Annotated in this window: 20 protein-coding genes, 1 other RNA gene and 1 other annotated feature (1 of these 22 cut by a window edge); of the genes, 1 reads left to right on the top strand and 20 read right to left on the bottom strand. The window is 37.8% G+C overall.

Annotation, left to right across the window (positions count from 1 at the left end; genetic code table 11):
* Positions 1 to 385: 385 nt before the first annotated feature.
* Both PVA17_RS05670 and cymR read right to left on the bottom strand, forming a co-directional pair.
* Positions 386 to 1,534, bottom strand: coding sequence for a cysteine desulfurase family protein (locus PVA17_RS05670; protein ID WP_132356935.1), 1,149 nt, complete (start codon positions 1,532 to 1,534; stop codon positions 386 to 388).
* A 78-nt stretch (positions 1,535 to 1,612) separates the two neighbouring features.
* Complete coding sequence (gene cymR / locus PVA17_RS05665) at positions 1,613 to 2,032, bottom strand: cysteine metabolism transcriptional regulator CymR (RefSeq protein WP_132356936.1); 420 nt, start codon at positions 2,030 to 2,032, stop codon at positions 1,613 to 1,615.
* A gap of 201 nt (positions 2,033 to 2,233) precedes the next feature.
* Between cymR and PVA17_RS05660 the strand changes: the two genes are divergently transcribed.
* On the top strand, positions 2,234 to 3,523 hold the full coding sequence (locus tag PVA17_RS05660; protein ID WP_274067128.1) for a replication-associated recombination protein A: 1,290 nt from the start codon (positions 2,234 to 2,236) through the stop codon (positions 3,521 to 3,523).
* 102 nt (positions 3,524 to 3,625) lie between these two features.
* On the opposite strand, the gene PVA17_RS05655 is transcribed toward PVA17_RS05660, so the two are convergent.
* The 18 genes from PVA17_RS05655 to hisS form a co-directional block, all read right to left on the bottom strand.
* On the bottom strand, positions 3,626 to 4,342 hold the full coding sequence (locus PVA17_RS05655) for a hypothetical protein (protein ID WP_274067127.1): 717 nt from the start codon (positions 4,340 to 4,342) through the stop codon (positions 3,626 to 3,628).
* Between the two features lie 392 nt (positions 4,343 to 4,734).
* On the bottom strand, positions 4,735 to 5,295 hold the full coding sequence (locus PVA17_RS05650; RefSeq protein WP_274067126.1) for a hypothetical protein: 561 nt from the start codon (positions 5,293 to 5,295) through the stop codon (positions 4,735 to 4,737).
* Between the two features lie 170 nt (positions 5,296 to 5,465).
* Entirely contained in the window at positions 5,466 to 5,852 is a 387-nt protein-coding gene (locus PVA17_RS05645; protein ID WP_142508964.1) for a hypothetical protein, read from the bottom strand.
* A gap of 325 nt (positions 5,853 to 6,177) precedes the next feature.
* Entirely contained in the window at positions 6,178 to 6,939 is a 762-nt protein-coding gene (locus tag PVA17_RS05640; RefSeq protein ID WP_132356940.1) for a tRNA threonylcarbamoyladenosine dehydratase, read from the bottom strand.
* A gap of 528 nt (positions 6,940 to 7,467) precedes the next feature.
* A complete protein-coding gene (locus PVA17_RS05635) occupies positions 7,468 to 8,448 on the bottom strand; it encodes an N-acetylglucosamine kinase (RefSeq protein ID WP_274067125.1) in 981 nt (326 codons plus the stop codon).
* Between the two features lie 81 nt (positions 8,449 to 8,529).
* Positions 8,530 to 9,612 (bottom strand): DUF871 domain-containing protein, encoded by a 1,083-nt coding sequence (locus tag PVA17_RS05630; RefSeq protein WP_274067124.1) that lies wholly within the window; start codon positions 9,610 to 9,612, stop codon positions 8,530 to 8,532.
* A 25-nt stretch (positions 9,613 to 9,637) separates the two neighbouring features.
* On the bottom strand, positions 9,638 to 10,966 hold the full coding sequence (locus PVA17_RS05625) for a PTS sugar transporter subunit IIC (protein ID WP_274067123.1): 1,329 nt from the start codon (positions 10,964 to 10,966) through the stop codon (positions 9,638 to 9,640).
* Positions 10,967 to 11,012: 46 nt separating this feature from the next.
* A complete protein-coding gene (locus PVA17_RS05620; RefSeq protein ID WP_132356944.1) occupies positions 11,013 to 11,333 on the bottom strand; it encodes a PTS lactose/cellobiose transporter subunit IIA in 321 nt (106 codons plus the stop codon).
* 13 nt (positions 11,334 to 11,346) lie between these two features.
* Positions 11,347 to 11,658, bottom strand: a complete 312-nt coding sequence (locus PVA17_RS05615) for a PTS sugar transporter subunit IIB (protein WP_132356945.1) — start codon at positions 11,656 to 11,658, stop codon at positions 11,347 to 11,349.
* A gap of 291 nt (positions 11,659 to 11,949) precedes the next feature.
* Positions 11,950 to 13,125 carry a GNAT family N-acetyltransferase gene (locus PVA17_RS05610; RefSeq protein ID WP_274067122.1) on the bottom strand — a complete coding sequence of 392 codons (1,176 nt, stop codon included), beginning with the start codon at positions 13,123 to 13,125 and terminating at the stop codon, positions 11,950 to 11,952.
* 41 nt (positions 13,126 to 13,166) lie between these two features.
* A complete protein-coding gene (ptsP, locus tag PVA17_RS05605; protein ID WP_132356947.1) occupies positions 13,167 to 14,885 on the bottom strand; it encodes a phosphoenolpyruvate--protein phosphotransferase in 1,719 nt (572 codons plus the stop codon).
* Positions 14,879 to 15,148, bottom strand: a complete 270-nt coding sequence (locus PVA17_RS05600; protein WP_132356948.1) for an HPr family phosphocarrier protein — start codon at positions 15,146 to 15,148, stop codon at positions 14,879 to 14,881. The genes ptsP and PVA17_RS05600 overlap by 7 nt, the downstream gene beginning before the upstream one ends.
* A 17-nt stretch (positions 15,149 to 15,165) precedes the next feature.
* Positions 15,166 to 15,885 (bottom strand): SIS domain-containing protein, encoded by a 720-nt coding sequence (locus tag PVA17_RS05595; protein WP_274067135.1) that lies wholly within the window; start codon positions 15,883 to 15,885, stop codon positions 15,166 to 15,168.
* 4 nt (positions 15,886 to 15,889) lie between these two features.
* Entirely contained in the window at positions 15,890 to 16,612 is a 723-nt protein-coding gene (locus tag PVA17_RS05590; protein ID WP_132356949.1) for a GntR family transcriptional regulator, read from the bottom strand.
* 31 nt (positions 16,613 to 16,643) lie between these two features.
* Positions 16,644 to 17,801: an N-acetylglucosamine-6-phosphate deacetylase gene (nagA, locus tag PVA17_RS05585; protein WP_274067121.1), complete on the bottom strand. Its 1,158-nt coding sequence runs from the start codon at positions 17,799 to 17,801 to the stop codon at positions 16,644 to 16,646.
* 498 nt (positions 17,802 to 18,299) lie between these two features.
* A non-coding RNA gene (ssrS, locus tag PVA17_RS05580) (6S RNA) lies at positions 18,300 to 18,499 on the bottom strand.
* A gap of 139 nt (positions 18,500 to 18,638) precedes the next feature.
* Positions 18,639 to 20,408 (bottom strand): aspartate--tRNA ligase, encoded by a 1,770-nt coding sequence (gene aspS / locus PVA17_RS05575; protein ID WP_132356951.1) that lies wholly within the window; start codon positions 20,406 to 20,408, stop codon positions 18,639 to 18,641.
* A 259-nt stretch (positions 20,409 to 20,667) separates the two neighbouring features.
* The gene (gene hisS / locus PVA17_RS05570; RefSeq protein WP_274067120.1) at positions 20,668 to 21,933 is read right to left on the bottom strand and encodes a histidine--tRNA ligase; all 1,266 of its coding nucleotides are present in this window, start codon (positions 21,931 to 21,933) and stop codon (positions 20,668 to 20,670) included.
* A 94-nt stretch (positions 21,934 to 22,027) separates the two neighbouring features.
* Positions 22,028 to 22,227, bottom strand: a binding site (T-box leader); it runs 42 nt beyond the window's last position.

Here is a 22,227-nt window from a genome sequence, read left to right as displayed (position 1 = left end):
GGGCCAACAGATGTCTTTTGCGCGAAAGCGTGAGTGAAACGTAGCGGCAGCAGCACGATGTTGGTCACGAAGGCGTTATCACAGGATGTGATGCTTTTAGCCTTCGTTCCTCTATTGCTAATCCCCAAGGAGTCGCCTAGTCTCCACTCCAATCAACTTATTTACATAGTAGACGTTTTAACAAAAGTCACCCACAATTTTTGGTTATAAACCCGATTTTTAAAAGATGTGTTGATTAATCCTATTTTTACACATTCGAATTAATTCGAAGAGGCTGATTTCCGCTACGGGCTACAAACAGTTGAAAAGGGAAAATATTAGCAAAATAGCAACAAAGCTCAATAATTAACCTATTTTAATCAACACGCCTAAATTTATCAGCAAACTACTTTTTCGCGAGTCTTTTCACTATCGCTGCTGTTTTTTCTGCGGCATGTTGTACATCATCTTCTGTTAAACCTTGACCAAAGCTAAAGCGGATTGAGTTACGTAATTCCTCTGCCCCTTGTCCAAACATCGCAACTAAAACGTGTGATGGGTCAATGGAACCAGCAGTACACGCAGAACCACTCGATACGCAAATACCCGCCATATCAAGATTTACTAAGAATGACTCTACTTCCATACCAGAAAAACTTACATTTAAAACGTGTGGGAGCGTATGGTTTAAATCTCCATTCATATGAAAGGCTAGTTTTTCTTTCGTGAAAACATCCAGCAAAATTTGCTTGAAGCGATTATATAGTGCGCGCTTTTCTTCTCGCAACTCATTTGCAATTTGCACTGCAGTCGCAAAACCAATCACTGCTGGCACATTTTCAGTACCTGCACGACGTTTTTTCTCGTGTGCTCCCCCTAATGCATAACTAGTGTATGGTGTCCCAGCTTTTTGGTATAGGAAACCAATACCTTTAGGACCATTAATCTTATGAGCAGAAACACTTAGTAAATCAACATGGAGATCAGCAACATTAATTGACTCTAAACCATATGCCTGAACGGCATCTGTATGAAAAATAGCTTTATGTTCACGTAACAAGTCACCAATTTCAGCAATCGGTTGAATCGTACCAACTTCATTATTGCCGTACATAATCGTTACTAAAATTGTATCCTCTCGCAATGCATTTCGCACATCTTCTACAGAAACACGGCCATTCTCATCAACCGGCAAATATGTCACGTCAAAGCCATCTCGCTCAAGCTTTTCACAAGTATGTAACACCGCGTGATGTTCAATTTGTGTGGTAATGATATGCTTCCCTTCAGCAGCCCGTGCATAAACAGTACCAAAAATAGCCGTATTATCCGCCTCTGTTCCGCCACTTGTTATAATAATTTCTCCAGGCTGAGCACCAATTGATTGGGCAAGTATTTCACGTGCATTATCTAAATATTTACGTGCCTCTCGACCTATCCCATGAATACTTGATGCATTCCCATAAACTTGTTGCATTGCTGTAGTCATAGCGTCTATTACTTTGTCATTCATTGGTGATGACGCTGCATGATCAAGATAAATATATGAATTCATGTTGAAAACTCCTTTGTACGAAAAGCGCTAAAGACTCATCTCTCTCCTTAGGGTAGAGAGATGTGCTTTAGCCTAATTTTAAATATAGAACATATAGCCTTCCGCTACATTTTCCTCAGTATATTGAGCTAAATCCTCAATTGTCGTTGTATCTAATACATTTTTCACAGCATCACGAATGCGGAGCCATAACTCTCGCTGAGGTGCTTCTTCATTTTCAATACCTTCTACAGGTTGAATTGGACCCTCTAACACGCTAATAACATTAGCCGCTGAAATTTCACTTGGTGGATTTGCTAACATATATCCACCATATGCACCGCGTACACTTTTCACTAAGCCTGAATTACGTAATGGTGAAACTAACTGCTCCAAGTATGCCTCAGAAAGATCCTTTTCAGCAGCAATTTTGCGTAATGGGATAGGCCCTTCACCATAATGCTTTGCTAATTCAATCATAATCGTTAGACCATAACGGCCCTTTGTAGAAATTTTCATTTTATCACCCTCAAATAGTCTAGTCAAAAATACTACCAACAGTATATCATAATCTCCTCTCGAAGAACTCGGAAATACACTTGGAAGGTTATGATATACTATTTATTGCACCTTAATATAATTAGGTAAAATACTATATAACGCTTCATTCTAAGCACAAAAACAAAAATCATTGAAAACAGTTGAAAGGGGGAATTTTTAATGCATAATGAACCACTCGCTTATCGCATGCGTCCTTTAACCCTCGATGAAATTGTAGGACACCAGGATTTTATCGGTCCTAACACCGCTCTTTATAAAATGATTCAAAATGAACATGTTCCATCCATGCTGCTATATGGTGAGCCAGGTATCGGCAAAACATCAATAGCGAATGCCATAGCAGGAAGCTCGAGGCTCCCCTTTTTCGCGCTTAATGCTACTCGTGCTGGTAAAAAAGACGTCGAGGATATTGTACAAGAAGCTAGAATCTCAGGAAAAGTCCTTCTTTTTTTGGATGAGATTCATCGCTTTAATAAATTACAACAGGATGCTTTGTTGCCACATGTTGAAAACGGCTCGATCGTGTTAATTGGAGCGACAACGGAAAATCCATACCATGATGTCAATCCCGCTATCCGCTCCCGTTGTGGAGAAATATATCAGCTAAAACGTTTAACGAACGACAATATATTCGAGCTTCTAAAAAAAGCACTTTCTGATGAAAGGCGCGGGCTAGGTAAATATCACTTTATAGTAACAGATCATCAAATTAATCAAATTGCTGAAGCAGCTAATGGTGACGCACGGAAGGCATTGACTTTGCTTGAATCAATTTATTATGCAAGTGATGAAGTAGACGGTCAAACAATCGCTGCTGATCATATCATTGAGCATCTTGTAGGCAGAATTGGCGTTTATGGTGATAAAAAAGGATCCCATTTTTATAATTTGCTATCTGCATTACAAAAATCAGTTCGTGGAAGTGATACGAATGCAGCAATGTATTATTTAGCTCATTTATTGGAAACAGGTGATTTAGTAGCTGTAAGTCGACGCTTACTAGTTATGGCTTATGAAGATATAGGCCTTGCCAACCCTGAGGTAGGACCGCATATGCTTGCGGCTGTACAAGCGGCAGAGCGTCTAGGACTACCAGAGGCGCGTATCCCGCTTGCAAGTGCTATTATTGAAATGTGCCTTGCGCCTAAATCCAATTCTGCAATTGTGGCGATTGATGCCGCCATTGCCAGCATTCATGCAGGAAAAGCAGGCGATATTCCACATCATCTACGCGATGCTCACTATGAAGGGGCAAAAGATTTAGGTCATGTAGGCTATCAATATCCCCACAACAGCCCTATCGGAACATTTGGTGGATGGGTAGACCAGCAATATTTACCAGATGAGCTTGTAGGCACAGAATTTTATAAACCTGTTATTGCGGGTGAAGAAAAACGAATGGCAGGAATCTACGAAAAGCTTAAATCTTTTCATAAGGATAAAAAATAATAATAGTACTGAAAAACAATAAGGCACTTCAATTTTAACAAGAAGCGCCTTATTTTTTTATCTTATTACTCTCGCTAAAAAACCGGACTGACTACTAAACAATCATCCTGTGAAGGTTGCCTTATTGGTTGTGTAGCGTGTTTCGTAAAATCGTTTCAATGCATCTTCCACATCTTTCATCGATGGCTGTCTCGTCGTTTCTTTCTCCTCCTTGTCCTTTTCGATTTCATGTAAATAATGAAGAAAATTGTAGGTTTGATAGAGTAGACTAGCAAATTCCTGGGCGTTCTCTCGGACTTCAGAACGAATTGCTTTTACAGCAATAGCTTGACCAATGGATTGCTCTCTTGATGGAGAGGTTTGATCATCTATATTATCATCAATTGTTCTATATAAAAATTTTAATGACTCATATACTTCCTTGTTGTCACTAAAACGTTCCTTTATCCACAATAAGACAAATTGTAATAGGACAATGGCATAAATAAGTGACAGACACTCATCTCCAAAAGATTTTTTGGACAAACGTTTAAAGGAGTCGTCTTGTGTCACAACTTCGAATATGATTAAACGAATTGGATACAAGAGCGCATGTCCGCTGTTGATATATAATTTCTCTCGATCTTTATACATAGCGAACCAAAAATCCCTTACTAATGAGATAGACTTCCTTGTTGATAGGGCTAATTGACATTGGGTAAGCTCATGTTCAAGTGTTTCTTGTATAAGCTGTCGAAATAGAAGTTCCTCACTCTCACTTACTAATAAGAGCGGTTTTTCTAATTTTGCCAAATCGATTTCGATACCGTTTATTAACATTGAACTGCCCCTTTCCTATAAATTCATACAGCACGGAATAAATCTTTTTCATCACCATAACGTATAGTTAATTTCCGTTACTATTGATGCTAATGCTTGCAAATAGATTTGCAATTTTTAACTATATTTCGACAAAAATCTATAAATACCTTTTAAGCAAAAAGTCCTTTTTTATTTTCACACACCAAAACTTTATCACTACAATTACGGACTTCATGGTCTTCTTACAATAGTCTATTAATATTTACAAAAAAAATCTGCAATACTTTAAGAACTTGAAACCCAATCACCCTCACAAAGCAGCGTACTGTAAGAATTGGTGAATCAAGCGCAAAAAGTAAGCAGATTCTAGTTGCTATATTATTTTAAAAAAATGTTTAAACACTCTTGAATTATTGTGTCATTTCATTATTAACAAATATTTTTAATTGTTGTAAGCATTGTTTGACTGCACCTTTTTGTTCAAGCACAGCATTTCGTAATGAGGATGTTTTCTCTTCATCCCCTACTACTTCACGATAAAGCGCAAAAATTGCTGATAATAATTGTTCATTCTCTTCTTGGTCAATGCTAGGTAAAGAATAGGCAGCAATCGTTAATAATTGCTCAACTTTTTCAGGTGTTTTTTGTAACTCATTGGATGAATAATACGTTGATGCCGCTAAAAAGTAGCACAGCTTTGCGCAGCAATCTATAAACAAATGCCAATATGTATTGGCACTTGGTAATTCACCCGCTCTATTGTCCAAATACTCTTTATAAAATGTTGTAGCTTGTGTATATAAAGGATTTAGTTCTCTCATAGCCTTTGGATAATTATTAGATGTATCCAAATAGTCAAATACAATATTATTCATTTTCTCCTGAAGCTTTACAATGTCTAAATGATCACGAATTACTTGAATTTCCATTTTCCCACTCTCCCATATTGTCATTTGTTTTCTAAACGTCATTCCTACTCCCCTAGGCAGTCCTGCACATCCAAACAAACTTTTTCACCATCTATTGGAATTATTAAAATTATAGCAATAAACCAAATAAAGAAGTGGGTACATGAAAAAAATAAGACAATATAGTGAATTATTAGCATTTTGAGCACCGAATGCGAACTATTTTGGTAGCATTATATTTTTTGTACATAATCATCAAATAAAGATTGCTCTTTCGTTCGATCAATAATTTCTATAATACTTCCTTGTGCATATTTTTTTATTCTTTTTTGTGGCATGTAAAAATAGGCCGTATTTGTAATTAACCACTCACTAAGTGTTAGTTCATTACCTGGCTGTTGATTTGTCAATATACGTTTATGTCGAAGTATATCCGCCATTTTATAAAAACCATCTGATAGCTCGTAGGCCGAAACATCAAAATTAAAAATAGGACTAACAACTTGTCCAACATCAAAAATGTGAATTGTTTGCCCTTCTTCATCAATAGCTAATTCTACTGTACTAATTTCATCGAATAGATTTAAGCCCCTATATTCCATTTGATAGATTTGCTCCACAATAAAACGCCTCCTTTAATAGGTTCTACAGCAAATGTTGAAGGATCATAATATGTCTCTTAACATAAATTGTATAGATATTTTACTAAATATCGTAGCTCCCCTTTTTACAACGTTCCTATTGTAACATAGAAAAAGTAGCCGTCTGCAAACGAGACAGCTACTTCCATAAAATGGCCAATCACCATTACCGAGGGTGATTTCGTTCCGCTTTTATTTTATCGAAAAGTTATTTAAGCTTATCGAAAAAATTATTGTTAATTTATCGATGAAAGTTTTTGACACAAACACTTGTAGCTGCCGCTTCGCTTTAGCTACAGAAATATTAGCCTTGTACACGTGTAATTTTTACATCTTTTAAGATTGTATTCACTACCCAGCTGGCCGCAATTAAGCCTGCCACTGAAGGAACAAAGGCATTGGAAGATGGAGGCATTTTTGCTTTACGGATAGCTGCATCCGGTTTTCCGACATGCTCTACGACATCTGGACGAACAACAATAGGACTCTCATCTGAGAACACGACCGTTACTCCTTTATGAATACCATCCTTACGTAATTTTGTACGGATTACTTTAGCCAATGGGTCTGTATGCGTTTTAGAAATATCTGCAATTTTGAACCGCGTTGGATCCATTTTATTGGCTGCACCCATGCTAGATATCATTGGAATATTACGCTTTAGACATTCCTTCATAATATGAATTTTATACATCACAGTGTCACTCGCATCAATGACATAATCTATGCCCTGTGCGAAAAATTCCTCATATGTTTCCTCCGTGTAAAACATATGCATATCAATTACTTCACATTCTGGATTAATATCAGCAATACGCTCTTTCATGACACCTGACTTAGATTTTCCGACCGTTGAAAGATAGGCAACTAATTGACGATTAACATTCGTAATATCTACATTATCCTTATCCACCAAAATAATGCGGCCAATACCACTTCGTGCACAAGCCTCAGCAGCAAATGAACCTACGCCGCCTACACCAAGAATGGCTACCGTTGTATTTTTTAATTTTTCGAGTCCCTCTGTTCCTATTGCGAGCTCATTACGTGAAAATTGATGTAACATCCTTACACTCTCCGTCTATTGAATTTTTAATACGCTTTAACGGGCAATAATATACATTCCCGTTAAAGCCCGATTGATGATCAGCGCTTGATAATGCACCACTAATCACTTTATTAGTAAACCTAGTTAAATACTAAGATAAAATCAAACCTATCTTACATTTTATTACGATATTCATCAAGTAAAAATTATAACTAAAAAAATTAAGTATTCCTACTAAAGCAATTATGCTACGGCATAATTATCGCTGTCGTCCAGATAAACATTGCGTCTTGTATTCGCTTTGTGCTTTAGCATGCGGATGTTTTTTGCACGAAAGCGTAACGGCGTGATGCAGGTCAGTTAGCTGTTATCACATGAATACAATGATTTTAGGCTAACATCCATTAGTAACTCCTTTCCAATTCCGTGACATCCACTGAAAGAATTTATGTAAAGTTTGACTTGAGCCGTTAAAAATCTAAATGTTTCCAGCTTAAAGTAAAAAATTAGGCAATTGAATACATCGTCATCCAATTGCCTTTAGTTTTAACACTGTTCTTGTTCATAATTTTTGGAGAAACATGCCGCAAAATCTAAGCCGAGCTGGGCATTTATTTGCTTAAAAGCCGCAATTACCGCCCCGCCGATCGGTTGTAAAACTGGTGCCATAAATTGCAATGGTATTTTGTCAGCCTGTGCGAATTGCTGTAATTTCGGTAAAAAATATGCTTCATTCTTAAAAACGCCACCGATTAATACGACAGGCACGTCTCCTTCCTCCCAAGTCATATGAGCGTAACATGCTTTAATTGCCACATAATATTTCTTACAAGCATCCTCAATGATCTGAATAGCAACACGATCACCTTCTTCTGCCGCATCGAAAGCATATTTACTTAACGGTGAAATCACGGTCCGAGGATGCTCTTCTCCATATATACACTCTATTAATTGTGGTACATTTTCTACAGAAAAATACCGCAATATGACAGCTGTCAAAGCTGTTGGGTCTCCGCGTCCATCATAGCTTTGAAAAATAGCCTTCAGCACTTGAATACCTAAATCATAGCCACTGCCCTCATCATCAAAAAGATAACCCCAGCCACCTACTCTATGAAAGCGTTGCTCACGATCGTAGCCCATTGTAATAGCGCCTGTCCCTGCAATTTGCACAATACCTGCCTGCCCAAGTGTGCCTGCATAAAGTGCAATTAGAGCATCATTATCAACAATCACATGAGCTGTCTTAGGAACGTATTGACGTACGATCGATTCTACAACATCTTCAGCCTGTAGCTCCTTAACGCCAGCCATGCCAGCAAAACAACTATCTATGGCAGCAAATACTTGCGGATTTTGTTGTTGTAAATTTTGTAGTATATCATGAATCGTTGACTTAAAAATTGGAATACCCATAGCAGTTGGGTTACTGCGAGTCGTTACTACTTTAGCATAAACATTGCCCAATTCATCACAAATGACTGCTGACGTTTTCGTTCCACCACCGTCAATCGCTAATACATACATATCTTTGCTCCTTTCCTTTCTTAATAAAGATAAAAAAGGGATTAACCACTATCAACTAGTGGCTTAATCCCTTCTTCTGTATCATTTCGTAAAACCAAATGATGCCCATGGCTGAATATGTGCTAATAAGAATTGCTCTTCTTCTACAACTCTTGCCACAACATTTGTCGATCCGGCATTCGGCATTTCCTTTAAAACAATTTGTAGCTCACCCTTATAACGTACATCTAAATTATTATCGATTGTCACATCGCCCAATTTTAATAGGTCAGTATCATGTACAGGGAAGTCACCATTTTTATATTTAACACGAGATTGCGTACTCCGGATCACATAATCCGAAACATCACCACGATTAAAATGGGGCTCCTTAAAAAGGATGGCTTCTTCTAAAATAGACGTTTCAATTGACTGCTCAACCTTCAGCTCTAGCTTATCGCGATTTAATTGACCTAACGCACGTATTTCTTCCTCAGAAGCATACATATTGCCGATAATACAATCATCTATTAAACCAGTGTGCCATAAATCCTTTGCTTGCACAGTAATTGGCAGATGACGATGCTCTTCTAATGTAGGCAATCCATGCTCTGTTTCTTCCCAAGGTCCGAACATAGCATGCTGTGATGAAATCATGGCTGCTGTACGAATATGATTTGCTTTAAATTTTTGCGATGTTTGTAAAAAATGTTGGCGTGATAAACCTGTGAAACGTCTCGGATAAAAATTATGACAGCCAATAATATTATCTTTATTCGGTTGATAGGATAATATATTTTCTACATATTTAGTACCGTTACTAATATTTAATTCTATTTTTAAATTACTTGCATCGAGCGACATAAACGCTTCTTCCTGGCCAGAAAAACCCATATCTAAGCGCAATGCCGCTAAATGATAATGCTCCTTAAAGTAACCGATATCTTTATACGTTAAGCCTAAATCTTCAAAAACAGCTGGTGCAATATCAGCAGAAATTTCAAAGCCAAGCTGCTGCCCAAATTTATTGATTTGTTGTAATTTTTGTCGTTCCTCATCGTTATTTAATGACATAAGACATGTAAATATTCGATCAAAACCATTGTCATGAGCGAGCTGAACATATCGCTTCATATCGTCTAGTGTACTATGCTGAGGATATAGTGAAATCCCTAATCTTTTCAATTTAAATACCTCCGTTAGCTCACAATTACACTTCTACTTTTTGACTCTCTAATTTTGTAACTTGCTGTTCTTTTTGAGCCTCTGCTTCAGCAGCCCGTAGTTCATTCTGCTTTGCCATGCGGTTGGCCATTGAAATGAACGGTAAATAAATACATACCGCGACTACAATTAAGACAATACTAAGGGCAGCTCCTTGCCAAGATTGAGTTGCTAAGAAACCATTAATAATCGGTGGCGTTGTCCATGGTGGTGAAACTGTAGCTGCCGGCACAAAGCCCCACTTTGTTGCAAAGAAAGCAATGGTTACGTTAATCATCGGAGTCAAAATAAATGGTACAAATAACACTGGATTCAACACAATTGGAAGACCGAAAAGTAATGGTTCATTAATATTGAAAAGACCTGGTGCTGCGGACAGCTTTCCGACGGTATTATATTGCTTATTCTTTTTAGCAAAAATGAAAATGGCGATAATAAGTGCTATTGTCGTACCGGAACCACCCATATTGATGAAGGCATCAAAGAATGGTTTATTGACGATGTATGGCGCTATTTCCCCAGATGAAATTGCTTCAACATTTTTTTCTATAGCTGGTAAATTGATCGTTTGCATAAACGGTTCGATAATGTTAGCACCATGAACACCTAATGTCCATAAAAACGTAGGAATAAATGCTAAAAGTAATGCCGCAACCCATGAATTCGTTAAGCCCATAAACGGCTCTTGAACGGCTGAGTAGAACGAACCAACAATATCAGGAATATCAAAGCCTGCCGAAATAATTGTACGAACTAGAGCAAATAAACCAATTGTAATAATAGCAGGTAATAATGCGGCGAAAGATTTTGAAACAGCCGGTGGTACTCCATTCGGCATTTTAATTAGTAACTTAGGATTGCCAGTCAATTTACAAAATAATTCAGTTGACAGCAATGCGATAATAATGGCAATAAATATACCACCTGTACCTGTCGTTAACCCTGTTAATCCACCTTCACCAAAAGTACCGAACGTCAAATAAGTTGAAAAGCTGATTACACCGGCAGAAAGTCCATCCTTGTCGTAACTTTTTGCAAGATGGTAAGCAATTGTAAAAGCTAATAACAAAGAGATGATTCCAAATGTTGCTCCCCAAACATTGCCGCCCCACTGTGTCCAAGTTTCATGCTTCCAGATGGCATCGAGCGCGTTTTGATAGAACTTGATAGGTAAATTATTAACAAGAACCGCAAGTGACCCAACAATTGTCAATGGCATGATTGTAATAAAGCCATCTCGAATGGCAACTAAATGACGCTGATTTCCTATTCTAGCTGCAACTGGCACAAATTTTTCTTCTAAAAAACGGAACATTTCACACACTCCCTTTACGTTTTTATTGTGACATCAATGCTTGATGCTATTCCCCTTTGATTCGTTCATACAACTCTATCATTTCAGTTGCTAAATCACGAAACGTGATGGCATTCATTAAATGATCCTGTGCGTGAATTAACAACATTGACACTTCTACTTTTTCTCCCCTTGCTTCTTGTGACAGTAGAGCCGTTTGAGAATGATGCGCTTCAATCAATGCATCGTTAGCTACCTGTATTTTTTCCTTTGCTTCTTGAATCTGTCCATTTTTTGCAAGCTGGATAGCCTCCATACATTCACTTCTCGTATTACCACTATGCACGATCAGTCCCATAATGGATTCCATCAAAACTGCTTCTTCCATTGTCGTTGCCCCCTTAACCAATCAACTGTAACGCTTGATTTAAAACATTTTCGCCATTCATCATGCCGTAATCCGCCATATTAATGACATCAATCGGAAAATTCATTGCCTTGTATTTTTTTTCAAATGTTCCTTTTAAGTAACGGACTTGTGGACCTAGTAGCAACACATCCACCGTCTTAGTAGCTAATACTTTGTCAACCTCACCTTCAGCAATCGCATAAATATCTGCCTCAATATTTTGTTCTTGTGCGGCTTTTTGCATCTTTGACACTAATAAACTAGTACTCATTCCTGCCACGCAAACTAGCATAATGTTTTTCATAAAAGCACTCCTTTTCATGATAAGATCGTCTTCTTAACTAACTTTATTTTTATGATTTTTTAACTATGAAATCGCTTTCTTAAGATGAGAATAGCATCAATTGGTATATACCACAATATACTTTTTACACCATTTACTCCCTTATGCAAAGACTTTAAAAATTGGGCTATAACTCTGTTACAGACTACAGAATGGATTCACCTAACTGGTATAGTCCAGAAAAAAGTTCAAAAAAATTTAATTTTTCAGAACCAACTACATTCATACCTACTTTTTCAACATATACACGACTTAAAAGTATTCATAGAATGCGGGTTTATTAGAGGGTAACGCTTGCTGCCAGCGATCAATAATGTCTTCAGCCAATTCTTCATTTGCATACAAGGCAGCATCCTTTACAGAAAGATAGCCCACCATCATCGCTGAAAAAAGATTAATTGGTAATGTTAACATATGCACTTTTTGACTAGAATTTGTCTCAATTATCGAGACATCTCCATTTTTATTTATTTTATATGCGTGCTCATTCCAGCTACAAAATATATCTTTAATTTGAATATATAACGGCTCCTGAATATCGCCCCACGGATAATGTTGCATGAACATCAAAGCATCTACTATTCTGACCATTGCATCCTGAACGACTTCCTTTTTAAACTGTGGTTCTTTAAAATAAAAGCCAAATTGATGGTTGTTTGAAGTAACTCCTTTAATGTTACTCACACTCGCTGCATGAGACGTTATAAAACGCCAAATCGCTTGTTCTGCTAGTAAATCTTCAGCTATAAAATCATGAATCTCAAACGTTCCATCTTGAATGATATAGCGAATATAACCTGCAATTTTATCATCCTTAAAATATGCCGCAAAATGACTATCAGGCATCCTTCTCTCTATCCTTTTCCACCAAGCATCATCTCGTAACATACTTCCATTATTGAACAACGCCTGTGCATTATGAAAATCTTTAATCGCCTGAAAAAGATCACGATCTGGCCATTCAAAGCTCATACGTTTTACTACGTCCAGCTGCTTTCCGAAAGAAGGAAACAGCATTTGCGGAATGGTGTAACATAGCTTTTCAACGAATAATTCCCAGCCGAAGTAACGATAAAAGGATACCGAAAATGGTGCTAACACAGAAATGCTCTGCCCATTCTCTCGCATTTTCTTCAGGGCCTCTGTCATAAGCTTTTTGATAATACCTTGTTGCCGATATTCAGGATATGTTGCAACAAAACCAATTCCGCCCATCTTATAATTTTCACCATGAATTGTTATATTTAGTGGCAATATGAATAACTGTCCAACTACTTTATTTTCATCGTAAGCACCCAATGTTGTACTATGCTCAATCCAATAGTGAAAATCATCGCGCCGCGCACCCGTATACTTATTAGGAAAACAATAATCTCTTAATTGATGTATTTGTAAATAATCATTTGGCGGAATTATTTTTATTTCCATACGCTAGATCACCCCTTTTCCATACTGAATATTCGTGCAATTCAAGATAAACTTAATAGATTATTTTTGACATATTCCTCGACCTCTGAGGCCGTAGACAGTTGTAAAATGCGCTCATTATGTGGTGTTAGCTGCTGTTTAGAAAGCTTAGCGAGATGTGCACGAGTCTTTAATATAGAGGAAGCACTCATGGAAAATTCATTTAATCCAAATCCTAGTAAAATCGGTAATGCTATTTCATCTGCTGCCATTTCACCACACATACCTACCCATTTTCCATGATGCTGTGCTGCATCAATGACATTTTTTATCAGTCTTAAAACAGCAGGATGATACGGTTGATATAAATAAGAAACGTTTTCGTTCATGCGATCTGCTGCTAACGTGTATTGGATTAAATCATTTGTACCGATTGAGAAAAAATCTACTTCCTTTGCAAATACATCTGCAATGATGGCTGCCGATGGAATTTCAATCATCATTCCTACTTCTAGCTTTTCAGATATAAGGTATCCATCACTCTTCAAACATTGTTGTTCTTCAAGCAATATTGCCTTCGCCATTTTAAATTCGTCCAATGTAGCAATCATCGGAAACATAATTTTTAAATTGCCGTAAGCGCTTGCTTTTAGTAATGCACGAATTTGTACACGAAACATTTCTTGTTGAGTTAAACTAATCCGAATTGCTCGATAGCCAAGAAAAGGGTTCATCTCATCAGCAAGCTTTAAATATGGTAGATTTTTATCGCCACCAATATCTAATGTCCGAACAATCGTTGGCTTGCCTTGCATTTTCTCAAGTACACTTTTATATGCTTGAAACTGCTCCTCCTCAGTTGGTAGCTCCTGACGTTCCATATATAAAAACTCTGTACGAAACAGGCCGATACCATCTCCGCAAGCATTGATGACCATATCCGCATCTTCAGGGTTTCCTATATTCCCTGCAATTTCTACTGAAAAACCATCTGCACTCAAACTAGGTAATGAACGATAGCGAAGAAGTTCTTCATTCTCCTCATTGTGTAAATGTTGTTGCTGCAAATAAAAGCTAGTTATTTCCGATGAAGCGTTGACAAAAATTTTGCCATTTGTCCCATCTAAAATAATTGGTGCTCCATGTTGAATACCTTCCGTAGCATTTTTCGTCCCAACTACCGCTGGAATCTCTAACGTTCGTGCGAGAATAGCAGAATGAGATGTTTTGCCACCAATATCCGTTATAAACCCTTTGACATACGTTGTATCTAGCATCGCAGTCATGGAAGGTGTTAAGTCTTTAGCAACGATAATAACATCAGAGGTTAAACAATTCATATCCACCATTTTAACCCCTAACAAATGGGTTAATACCCGTTTAGACACATCTCGAATATCTGCGACTCGCTCTTGCATATAAACATTATTAAGCCCTTCAAACATTGCAATAAACATATTCGATACTTCGTTTAATGCAAATTCGGCATTCACCCCAGATTGAATTTTCGCTTCAATAGATGAAAGCATTTCAGGATCCTCTAGCACTAATAGATGTGCCGCAAAAATAGCTGCCTTGTCAGCACCGAATTTATCTTGCGCTATTTCATGGATTTCTTGTAGCTCCACTTTCGTTTTTACAATAGCTGCCTTAAATCTTTCCAGTTCAGCATGGACATCAGTAATCTTAACTTCTTCAAAAGTTAGATCTGGTTCCTTTAAACAATACGCATTTGCAAAGGCAATGCCTCGAGAAACAGCAATTCCTTGTATTTCTAACATTCCTCACCAATTCCTTTTGAAACCATTACTTCTGTTATTGTTTGAAATAGCTTCTCGACATCAGATCCCTCTGCTGAAATTTCTACAATGCTTCCAGGTGCTACCCCTTGCGCCATAACGCCCATAATTGATTTTAAATTGACCGATTTCTCTTTATACGTTAACTGAACGTCACACTCAAACGGTGTTACAGCCGTTACCAGTAATGCTGCTGGTCTAGCATGTAGTCCCTCTGGCGCAGTTATTTTAAACATTTTCTTCATCGATATCCCTCCGCATGTCATTTAAAGTTAATACGATGTTGATAACTGGTAATCATAGCCTCATTATGAGACAAATCAGCATCAACATTATTACTTTTAAAAACTGGTAATATTTTGTCAGATAAAGCCATACTCTCTATGATTTCACTAAATAATGCATTTAAAATAAATGAACCGATCACTGTAGAGGATGGTGCAAACTGTATATCATGGTGATGCAGCAAACCATCTCCTATTGGTATATGCGTATCGATAACTATATCTACTACATCCTCTAAGCGCTGTCCACTTTGATGACGGGTCGGCTGTTCGCAATAAGCAAGAGATTGCAGGGACATGACTAGCACTCCTGTTTCTTTCGCTAAAAAAGCCACATCTAACGGTGCTTGATTTCGTCCGGATGTTGAAATAACAATGCAAACATCATGTTCATGAAAATCAAAATGATCTTTATACCGTTCAATGATAGTCGGGTCCTTCTCGTTTTTAGATGATGTCATTGCTCCTGCATGTAAAGTTAAAGGTTCAATAATGATAGGACGTACAGGTACAAGTCCTCCCGCACGATAAAATGCGTCCTGTGCTAAAAGATGAGAATGGCCACAACCAAATAATTGGACAATTCCTCCGCATTGAAGCCTTTTGACAATTAATTGTGCTGCCTCTTTTATTTGGGCATATTCTTGCTCCCTCACGACCTGCATTAACTTTTGTATTTCTAAAAAATATGCATCCATTGGATCACCTTTTAATTTCACTAATGAATTTGTATCGATCAGCTCGATAAGTACTTCGCACAAGCTCGAACGGAACTCCATCAGATAAATAACTTGTACGTTTAATAATTAACACAGGAGCAGTATGATTAATTTGCAAAAATTTACTATCCTCTTTTGGAACAATAGCTGCCTCCATTTGCTGAATAGCATTTCCAATTTTTTGATGGAACTTTGCTTCGATTAACGCATACAATGACCCCATTATTTTCTTTTCATCTAATTCTGGATATACTTTCACAGGAATATACGTTCTTTCGATTGCCATTGGCTTGGAATCTGCACTACGAATTCGTACAACGAAGAACACCTCTTCGCCCGGCTCTAACATTAAATCTCTAGCAATATCAATTGGTGGTACGATTTTTTCAAAGCGTAGAACTTTACTGCTTGGTTCCATCCCTCTAGCCCGCATATCCTCTGTGAAACTTGTTAATCCTTTAAGTGGTTGCTCTAATTTTGGATTAGCGACATATGTACCTCTCCCTTTTTCACGATACAGCAATCCGCTATTCACTAAATTTGTGATTGATTGACGAACAGTCATTCTACTAACATCAAACTGCATAGAAAGCTCTCGCTCAGAAGGTATATTTTCACCGATTTTGTATTCTTCTAAATAAATACGTTGTTTAATGATTTCCTCTATTTGTATATAGATAGGTATATGAGAATTTTTATCTAACAAGTGTTGCACCATCCTTATCGCCTTTTTACTTTCATTTCTCAAATACAACTTTACCCCGACAAATAGTTTTTTGTACATTTAAATGTTCATCAAGTAATACAAAATCTGCATCATATCCTTCTGCAATATAACCTTTAGTTGCAAGCTGTAATTGCTTAGCAGCATTCGTAGAGGACATTGCGACAATTTCCTGCAATGAGCAATCGGTAACTGCTTTCATATTTTTTACTGCCTGCTCCATCGTTAGCACACTGCCTGCTAAAGCCCCATTAGATAAATGAGCCCCCTCCTTAGAAACATGAACGGTTTGACCACCTAAATCATAATCACCATAATGTAAGCCTTTTGCCCGCATCGCATCTGTAATTAAAATGATACCATTCGCTCCTTTCATACGATACGCTAGCTTTACAGCCTGAGGATGGCTATGCACGAAATCAGCTATAATTTCAGTCTTCACCTGATCTTCTAATAGCACTGCACCAACGACACCCGGTTGGCGATGATGGAAAGGGCGCATTTGGTTATATAAATGTGTGGCCTGCCTTACTCCCAATGCTACGGCCTTATCCACTTCCTCAATTGATGCGTCAGAATGGCCAATGGAAGCAATAACATTTAAATCTTTTAACGATTCAATAAACGTAAAGCCTCCCTCTACCTCAGGCGCAATTGTAACTTGTTTAATGCGTTGCTTACTTATTTTCTGCCAGCATGTAAATTGCTCAGCAGACGGTAATATAATGTATTCTATTGGCTGAGCTCCTGCCCGTTTTTTCGATACATATGGCCCCTCTACATGTATACCTAATAAGCTTGCCTCATCATCATTATTTTCAAATTGAGCAACGTTGGATAAAGCGCTTTCAATCGCTTCTATAGATTGCGTCATTGTAGTAGCAAGGAAGCCTGTAACGCCTTCTTGTACTAAAGAACGTGCCATTTGATGTAATGCTATTTGTGTAGCGTCCATCACATCATGTCCAGCTGAGCCATGTATGTGCATATCAATATAGCCAGGTAGTAGTATCCAATTTTTATCTTTGCCATCAATATAATGCTCAGCCTCGTGAGATAAGTTATTACTTATTTTAATAATTTTACCATTATCAATAAATAAATCGCCTTTAAACGGTGCTTCATCATGATTGACTATCGTAACATTGGAAATTAAAAGTGTATGCTTCAAATAATCACCCCCTAATCTTTTTTGAGGAGCTTGCTGAAGTTTCCAAGCTATTATTTAACTTGGTATAGTTGTCTATACCAATTATAGGACACTTTTACAAAAATAAAAAGTATTTTTTATATTTTCTAAATTCTTTAGATTTATCGCCATAACTTGGAGTTATTTTCCGTTCCGACTGGGTGCTTTTTTGCTGTCGCTTCGCTTTCGCGTAGAGCACGCTTCCTGGAGGTGTCCGATGAGTACTACCAATATGTTGAATACGATTGGCTATTCGTATGTTCTATAATCTCGGAACGCACCCATTTTTCCATTCATTATCATAAAGCACAATTTTCTCTTCATTCATTTTTAAGCCAACAATCATAGTCATTTCTCCTCTACCATTACAAATTCGTTCTATTATAAATATTCCTATGCAGTTGTCTTTTTAAAATAACCATTTTTTCGCACTAAAAAAGGAGCTAATTTTATGCTCCTTGTGGTTATTTACTATGTATGACGAATCCCGATTGTGCCGTTATGCCAAGAAACATTCGTCTTGAACCCGCAATTCGCAGGGGGGTGCCCGCTTTGCAGCTTTAAACGTCCCGCTCCGCGTGGGGCTTGTTTGCGACTACAAAATGAAGGCTCCCGTTTCTAAAGTGTTCGGTCAAAACTATTAAGTAGAGCTAGCAATTAAACAAACACATCAGGATTCGTATTACAGTAATAATAGCACTCTTTATCTGATAATTCAATCTATTTTCTCAAAAAAAATCTCCATTCATGCGAAAACGCAAAAAATACCTAGATTCTCAACAAATTTTGCTAGAGAATCCAGGTATTTCGGAGTATTCATTATCTTTTAAATGTTTTTATTGCTAAATTTAGCTCATTTAATTGTTCTGAAGAAACTTCACTTGGTGCATTTGTTAATAAGCAGCTTGCACTTGCTGTTTTCGGGAATGCAATTGTGTCACGTAAGTTCGTGCGGCCAGCAAGTAGCATTACGAAGCGGTCAAGACCAAATGCTAAACCTCCATGTGGCGGTACACCATATTCAAATGCTTCTAATAAGTAGCCAAATTGAGCTCTTGCTTCTTCTTCTGTGAAACCAAGTAAATTAAACATTTTTTCTTGTAATTCACGTTCATAAATACGTAGTGAGCCTCCACCAAGCTCATAGCCGTTTAATACGATATCGTATGCTTGCGCGCGGACAGCTGCAGGATCAGTTTCCATTAATGGAATATCTTCATCAAATGGACGTGTGAATGGATGGTGCGCTGCATAATAGCGACCGTCTTCTTCAGAGTACTCTAATAATGGCCAATCTGTAATCCATAGGAATGCAAATTCTGATTCGTCGATTAAGCCTAAATCTTGACCTAATTTCGTACGAAGTGCACCTAAAGATGCTGCTACAACAGATGCTTTATCAGCAACGAATACTAAAATATCGCCCACTTCAGCTTTCATTCGTTCGATTAATGCAGTTGCTAAAGCTTCATCAAAGAATTTTGCAATCGGTCCGTTTAAGCCTTCTTCCGTTACTTTTAACCAAGCCAGACCTTTTGCTCCGTAAATACCAACGAATTTTGTTAGCTCGTCCATGTCTTTACGAGAGTATTTGTCTGCAGCACCTTTAATGTTGATACTCTTTACTTGCTTGCCCTGTGCTACTGTATCAGCAAACACTTTGAAGTTACAGCCATCAAAAATATCATTTAAAGCAACTAGCTCTAAGCCGAAACGTACGTCTGGTTTATCTGAGCCATAACGATCCATAGCTTCTTGATATTTCATACGTTGGAATGGAGCAGGGATATCAATACCTTTTACTTCTTTCATAACTGCTTGGATTAAGCGTTCGTTCATTTCAATAATTTCTTCTTGCGTTAAAAAGCTTGTTTCAATATCAACTTGTGTAAACTCTGGTTGACGGTCAGCACGTAAGTCTTCATCACGGAAACAACGTGCGATTTGGAAGTATTTTTCGAAACCAGATACCATTAATAATTGCTTAAATAGCTGTGGTGATTGTGGTAGTGCATAAAATTCACCTTCATGAACACGTGATGGTACTAAATAGTCACGAGCTCCTTCTGGAGATGATTTTGTTAAAATTGGTGTCTCTACTTCTAAGAAGCCTTCGTTTTGTAAGAAGTTACGAATTGTACGAGTCACATCTGAACGCATTTTGAAAGTGTCAAACATCACAGGACGACGCAGGTCAAGATAACGATATTTTAAACGTAAATCTTCGGATACATCTGTGCGATCTTCGATTTGGAATGGCGTTGTTTTTGCCGTATTAATAACGACTAATTTTGTTGCTTCTACTTCAATTTTGCCATTTGGTACATTTGGGTTAATTTGATCTTCTGCGCGAAGAATAACTGTCCCTTCTACTTCAATTACGTACTCACTACGCACTTTATCGGCTAGAGCATGCGCTTCTGCAACATCAGGACTAAATACTACTTGAGTGATTCCAGTACGATCGCGTAAATCAATGAAAATTAAACCACCTAGGTCGCGACGACGTTGTACCCAACCTTTTAGTACGACTTTTTCGCCTTTTAATGCTTCTGAAAGTTCATTACTAGCATGTGTTCTTGTTGCCATTATTTAATTCCTCCAAAATTTATTTGGCTCATCATTACTTAGGGTTGATTTATCCACATGACATACGTTTTCATAAAATGTCATTCCCCATTTTCAAGTGATGAACCGTTTGTTTTACTTATGTAGCATACAGTTCCTACTAGGTAGTGAATAGATGCCAAGGAAAATGAGCGAGTTCATTAGATGAATTATCTGTCCAAATGACGAACAGATAATCCTGGATTGATTTATAAAACGATTTTTGTTTTAACGGTTTCGCTTATTGTTTTAATAGGTAGTTCACTAACTCTGAGAACGCTACTTTTTGTTGTTCACCTGATTCCATATGTTTAACAGTAGCTACTTGCTCTTCAAGCTCCGTTTCGCCTAAAACAATCGTATATTTTGCACCTAAGCGGTCTGCTGATTTCATTTGAGCTTTCATTTTGCGATCTAAATAATCCATTTCTGCGGAAATGCCCTTAGCACGGAAGGTACTTGTTAATTCTACAGTTTTTAGCTTCGCTTCTTCGCCCATAGCGATCATATAGACATCAAGTCCTGATGCTGTATCTAATTCAACACCTTCAGCTTCAAGCGCAAGTAACAAACGCTCAATACTTAATGCGAAACCGATACCTGGTACTTCCGGTCCACCAATTTCTTGCACAAGGCCATTATAGCGACCCCCACCACAAAGTGTAGTAATGGCTCCAAAGCCAGAAGCCGTTGACATAATTTCAAAAGTCGTATGATTGTAATAATCAAGACCTCTTACAAGATTTGGATCGACCTCATACGAAATTCCTAATGTATCTAAATATGTTTTAACTTGAGCAAAATAAGCTGCTGACTCCTCTGTTAGGAAATCAGTTAATGCAGGTGCAGATTGCATTAACGGATGCTCACGGTCTACCTTACAGTCTAAAATACGCAGTGGATTTTTTTGTAAACGATTTTGGCAGTCTGAACAAAACTCATGAATATGTGGTTCGAAGTGTTGTAACAGTGCTGTACGGTGTGTATTACGTGTTTCTTTGTCACCAAGTGAATTAATGACTAATTTTAAATCCTTTAAACCTGCTGATTCATAAACATCCATTGCTAGTGCAATAACTTCTGCATCAATCGCTGGGTCAGCTGAACCAATTGCTTCTACCCCAAATTGAACAAATTGACGGTAGCGCCCTGCTTGTTGACGTTCATAACGGAACATTGGTCCTAAATATGAAAGCTTTACTGGTTGATCAGGTGCACCAAACATTTTATGCTCAACATAAGCACGAACTACACCAGCTGTATTCTCCGGACGTAATGTTAACGAACGGCCACCGCGATCTTCAAAAGTGTACATTTCTTTTTGAACAACATCTGTTGTTTCACCGACACCACGTGCAAATAAATCTGTTTGCTCAAAAATTGGTGTGCGAATTTCATTGTAGCGATAGACACGACAGATATCACGGATAACCGCTTCTATCTTTTGCCATTTTTCTGATTGACCAGGCAAAATATCTTGTGTCCCTCGTGGCACTTTAAAACTCATAGAAAAACCTCCTTTATAAATTGCTTATGAGCAAGCTGTCTTCTGGACTTCTCGTTTTTTGTCCACAAAAAAAGCCCTCGCCACCTTGCGTTTTGCAAGGGACGAGAGCTGTACAAGCTTCCGCGGTTCCACCCTAGTTGACGCATCAAATTCATGCGTCCTCCTCCTAATCGGATAACGGCCGATTCCGTTTTTTCCTACTAAGCATTACTTTTCAGAAAAAAGCCTCTCAAGTGTTATTCACAATATACATTTTTGTAGGAAAGATTTCAGCCTAGGTCTTTCCCTCTCTTC

The organism is Lysinibacillus sp. CNPSo 3705 (assembly GCF_028674935.1).
Classification (GTDB): Bacteria; Bacillota; Bacilli; order Bacillales_A; family Planococcaceae; genus Lysinibacillus.
This window is presented reverse-complemented; position numbering and strand designations above follow the sequence as displayed.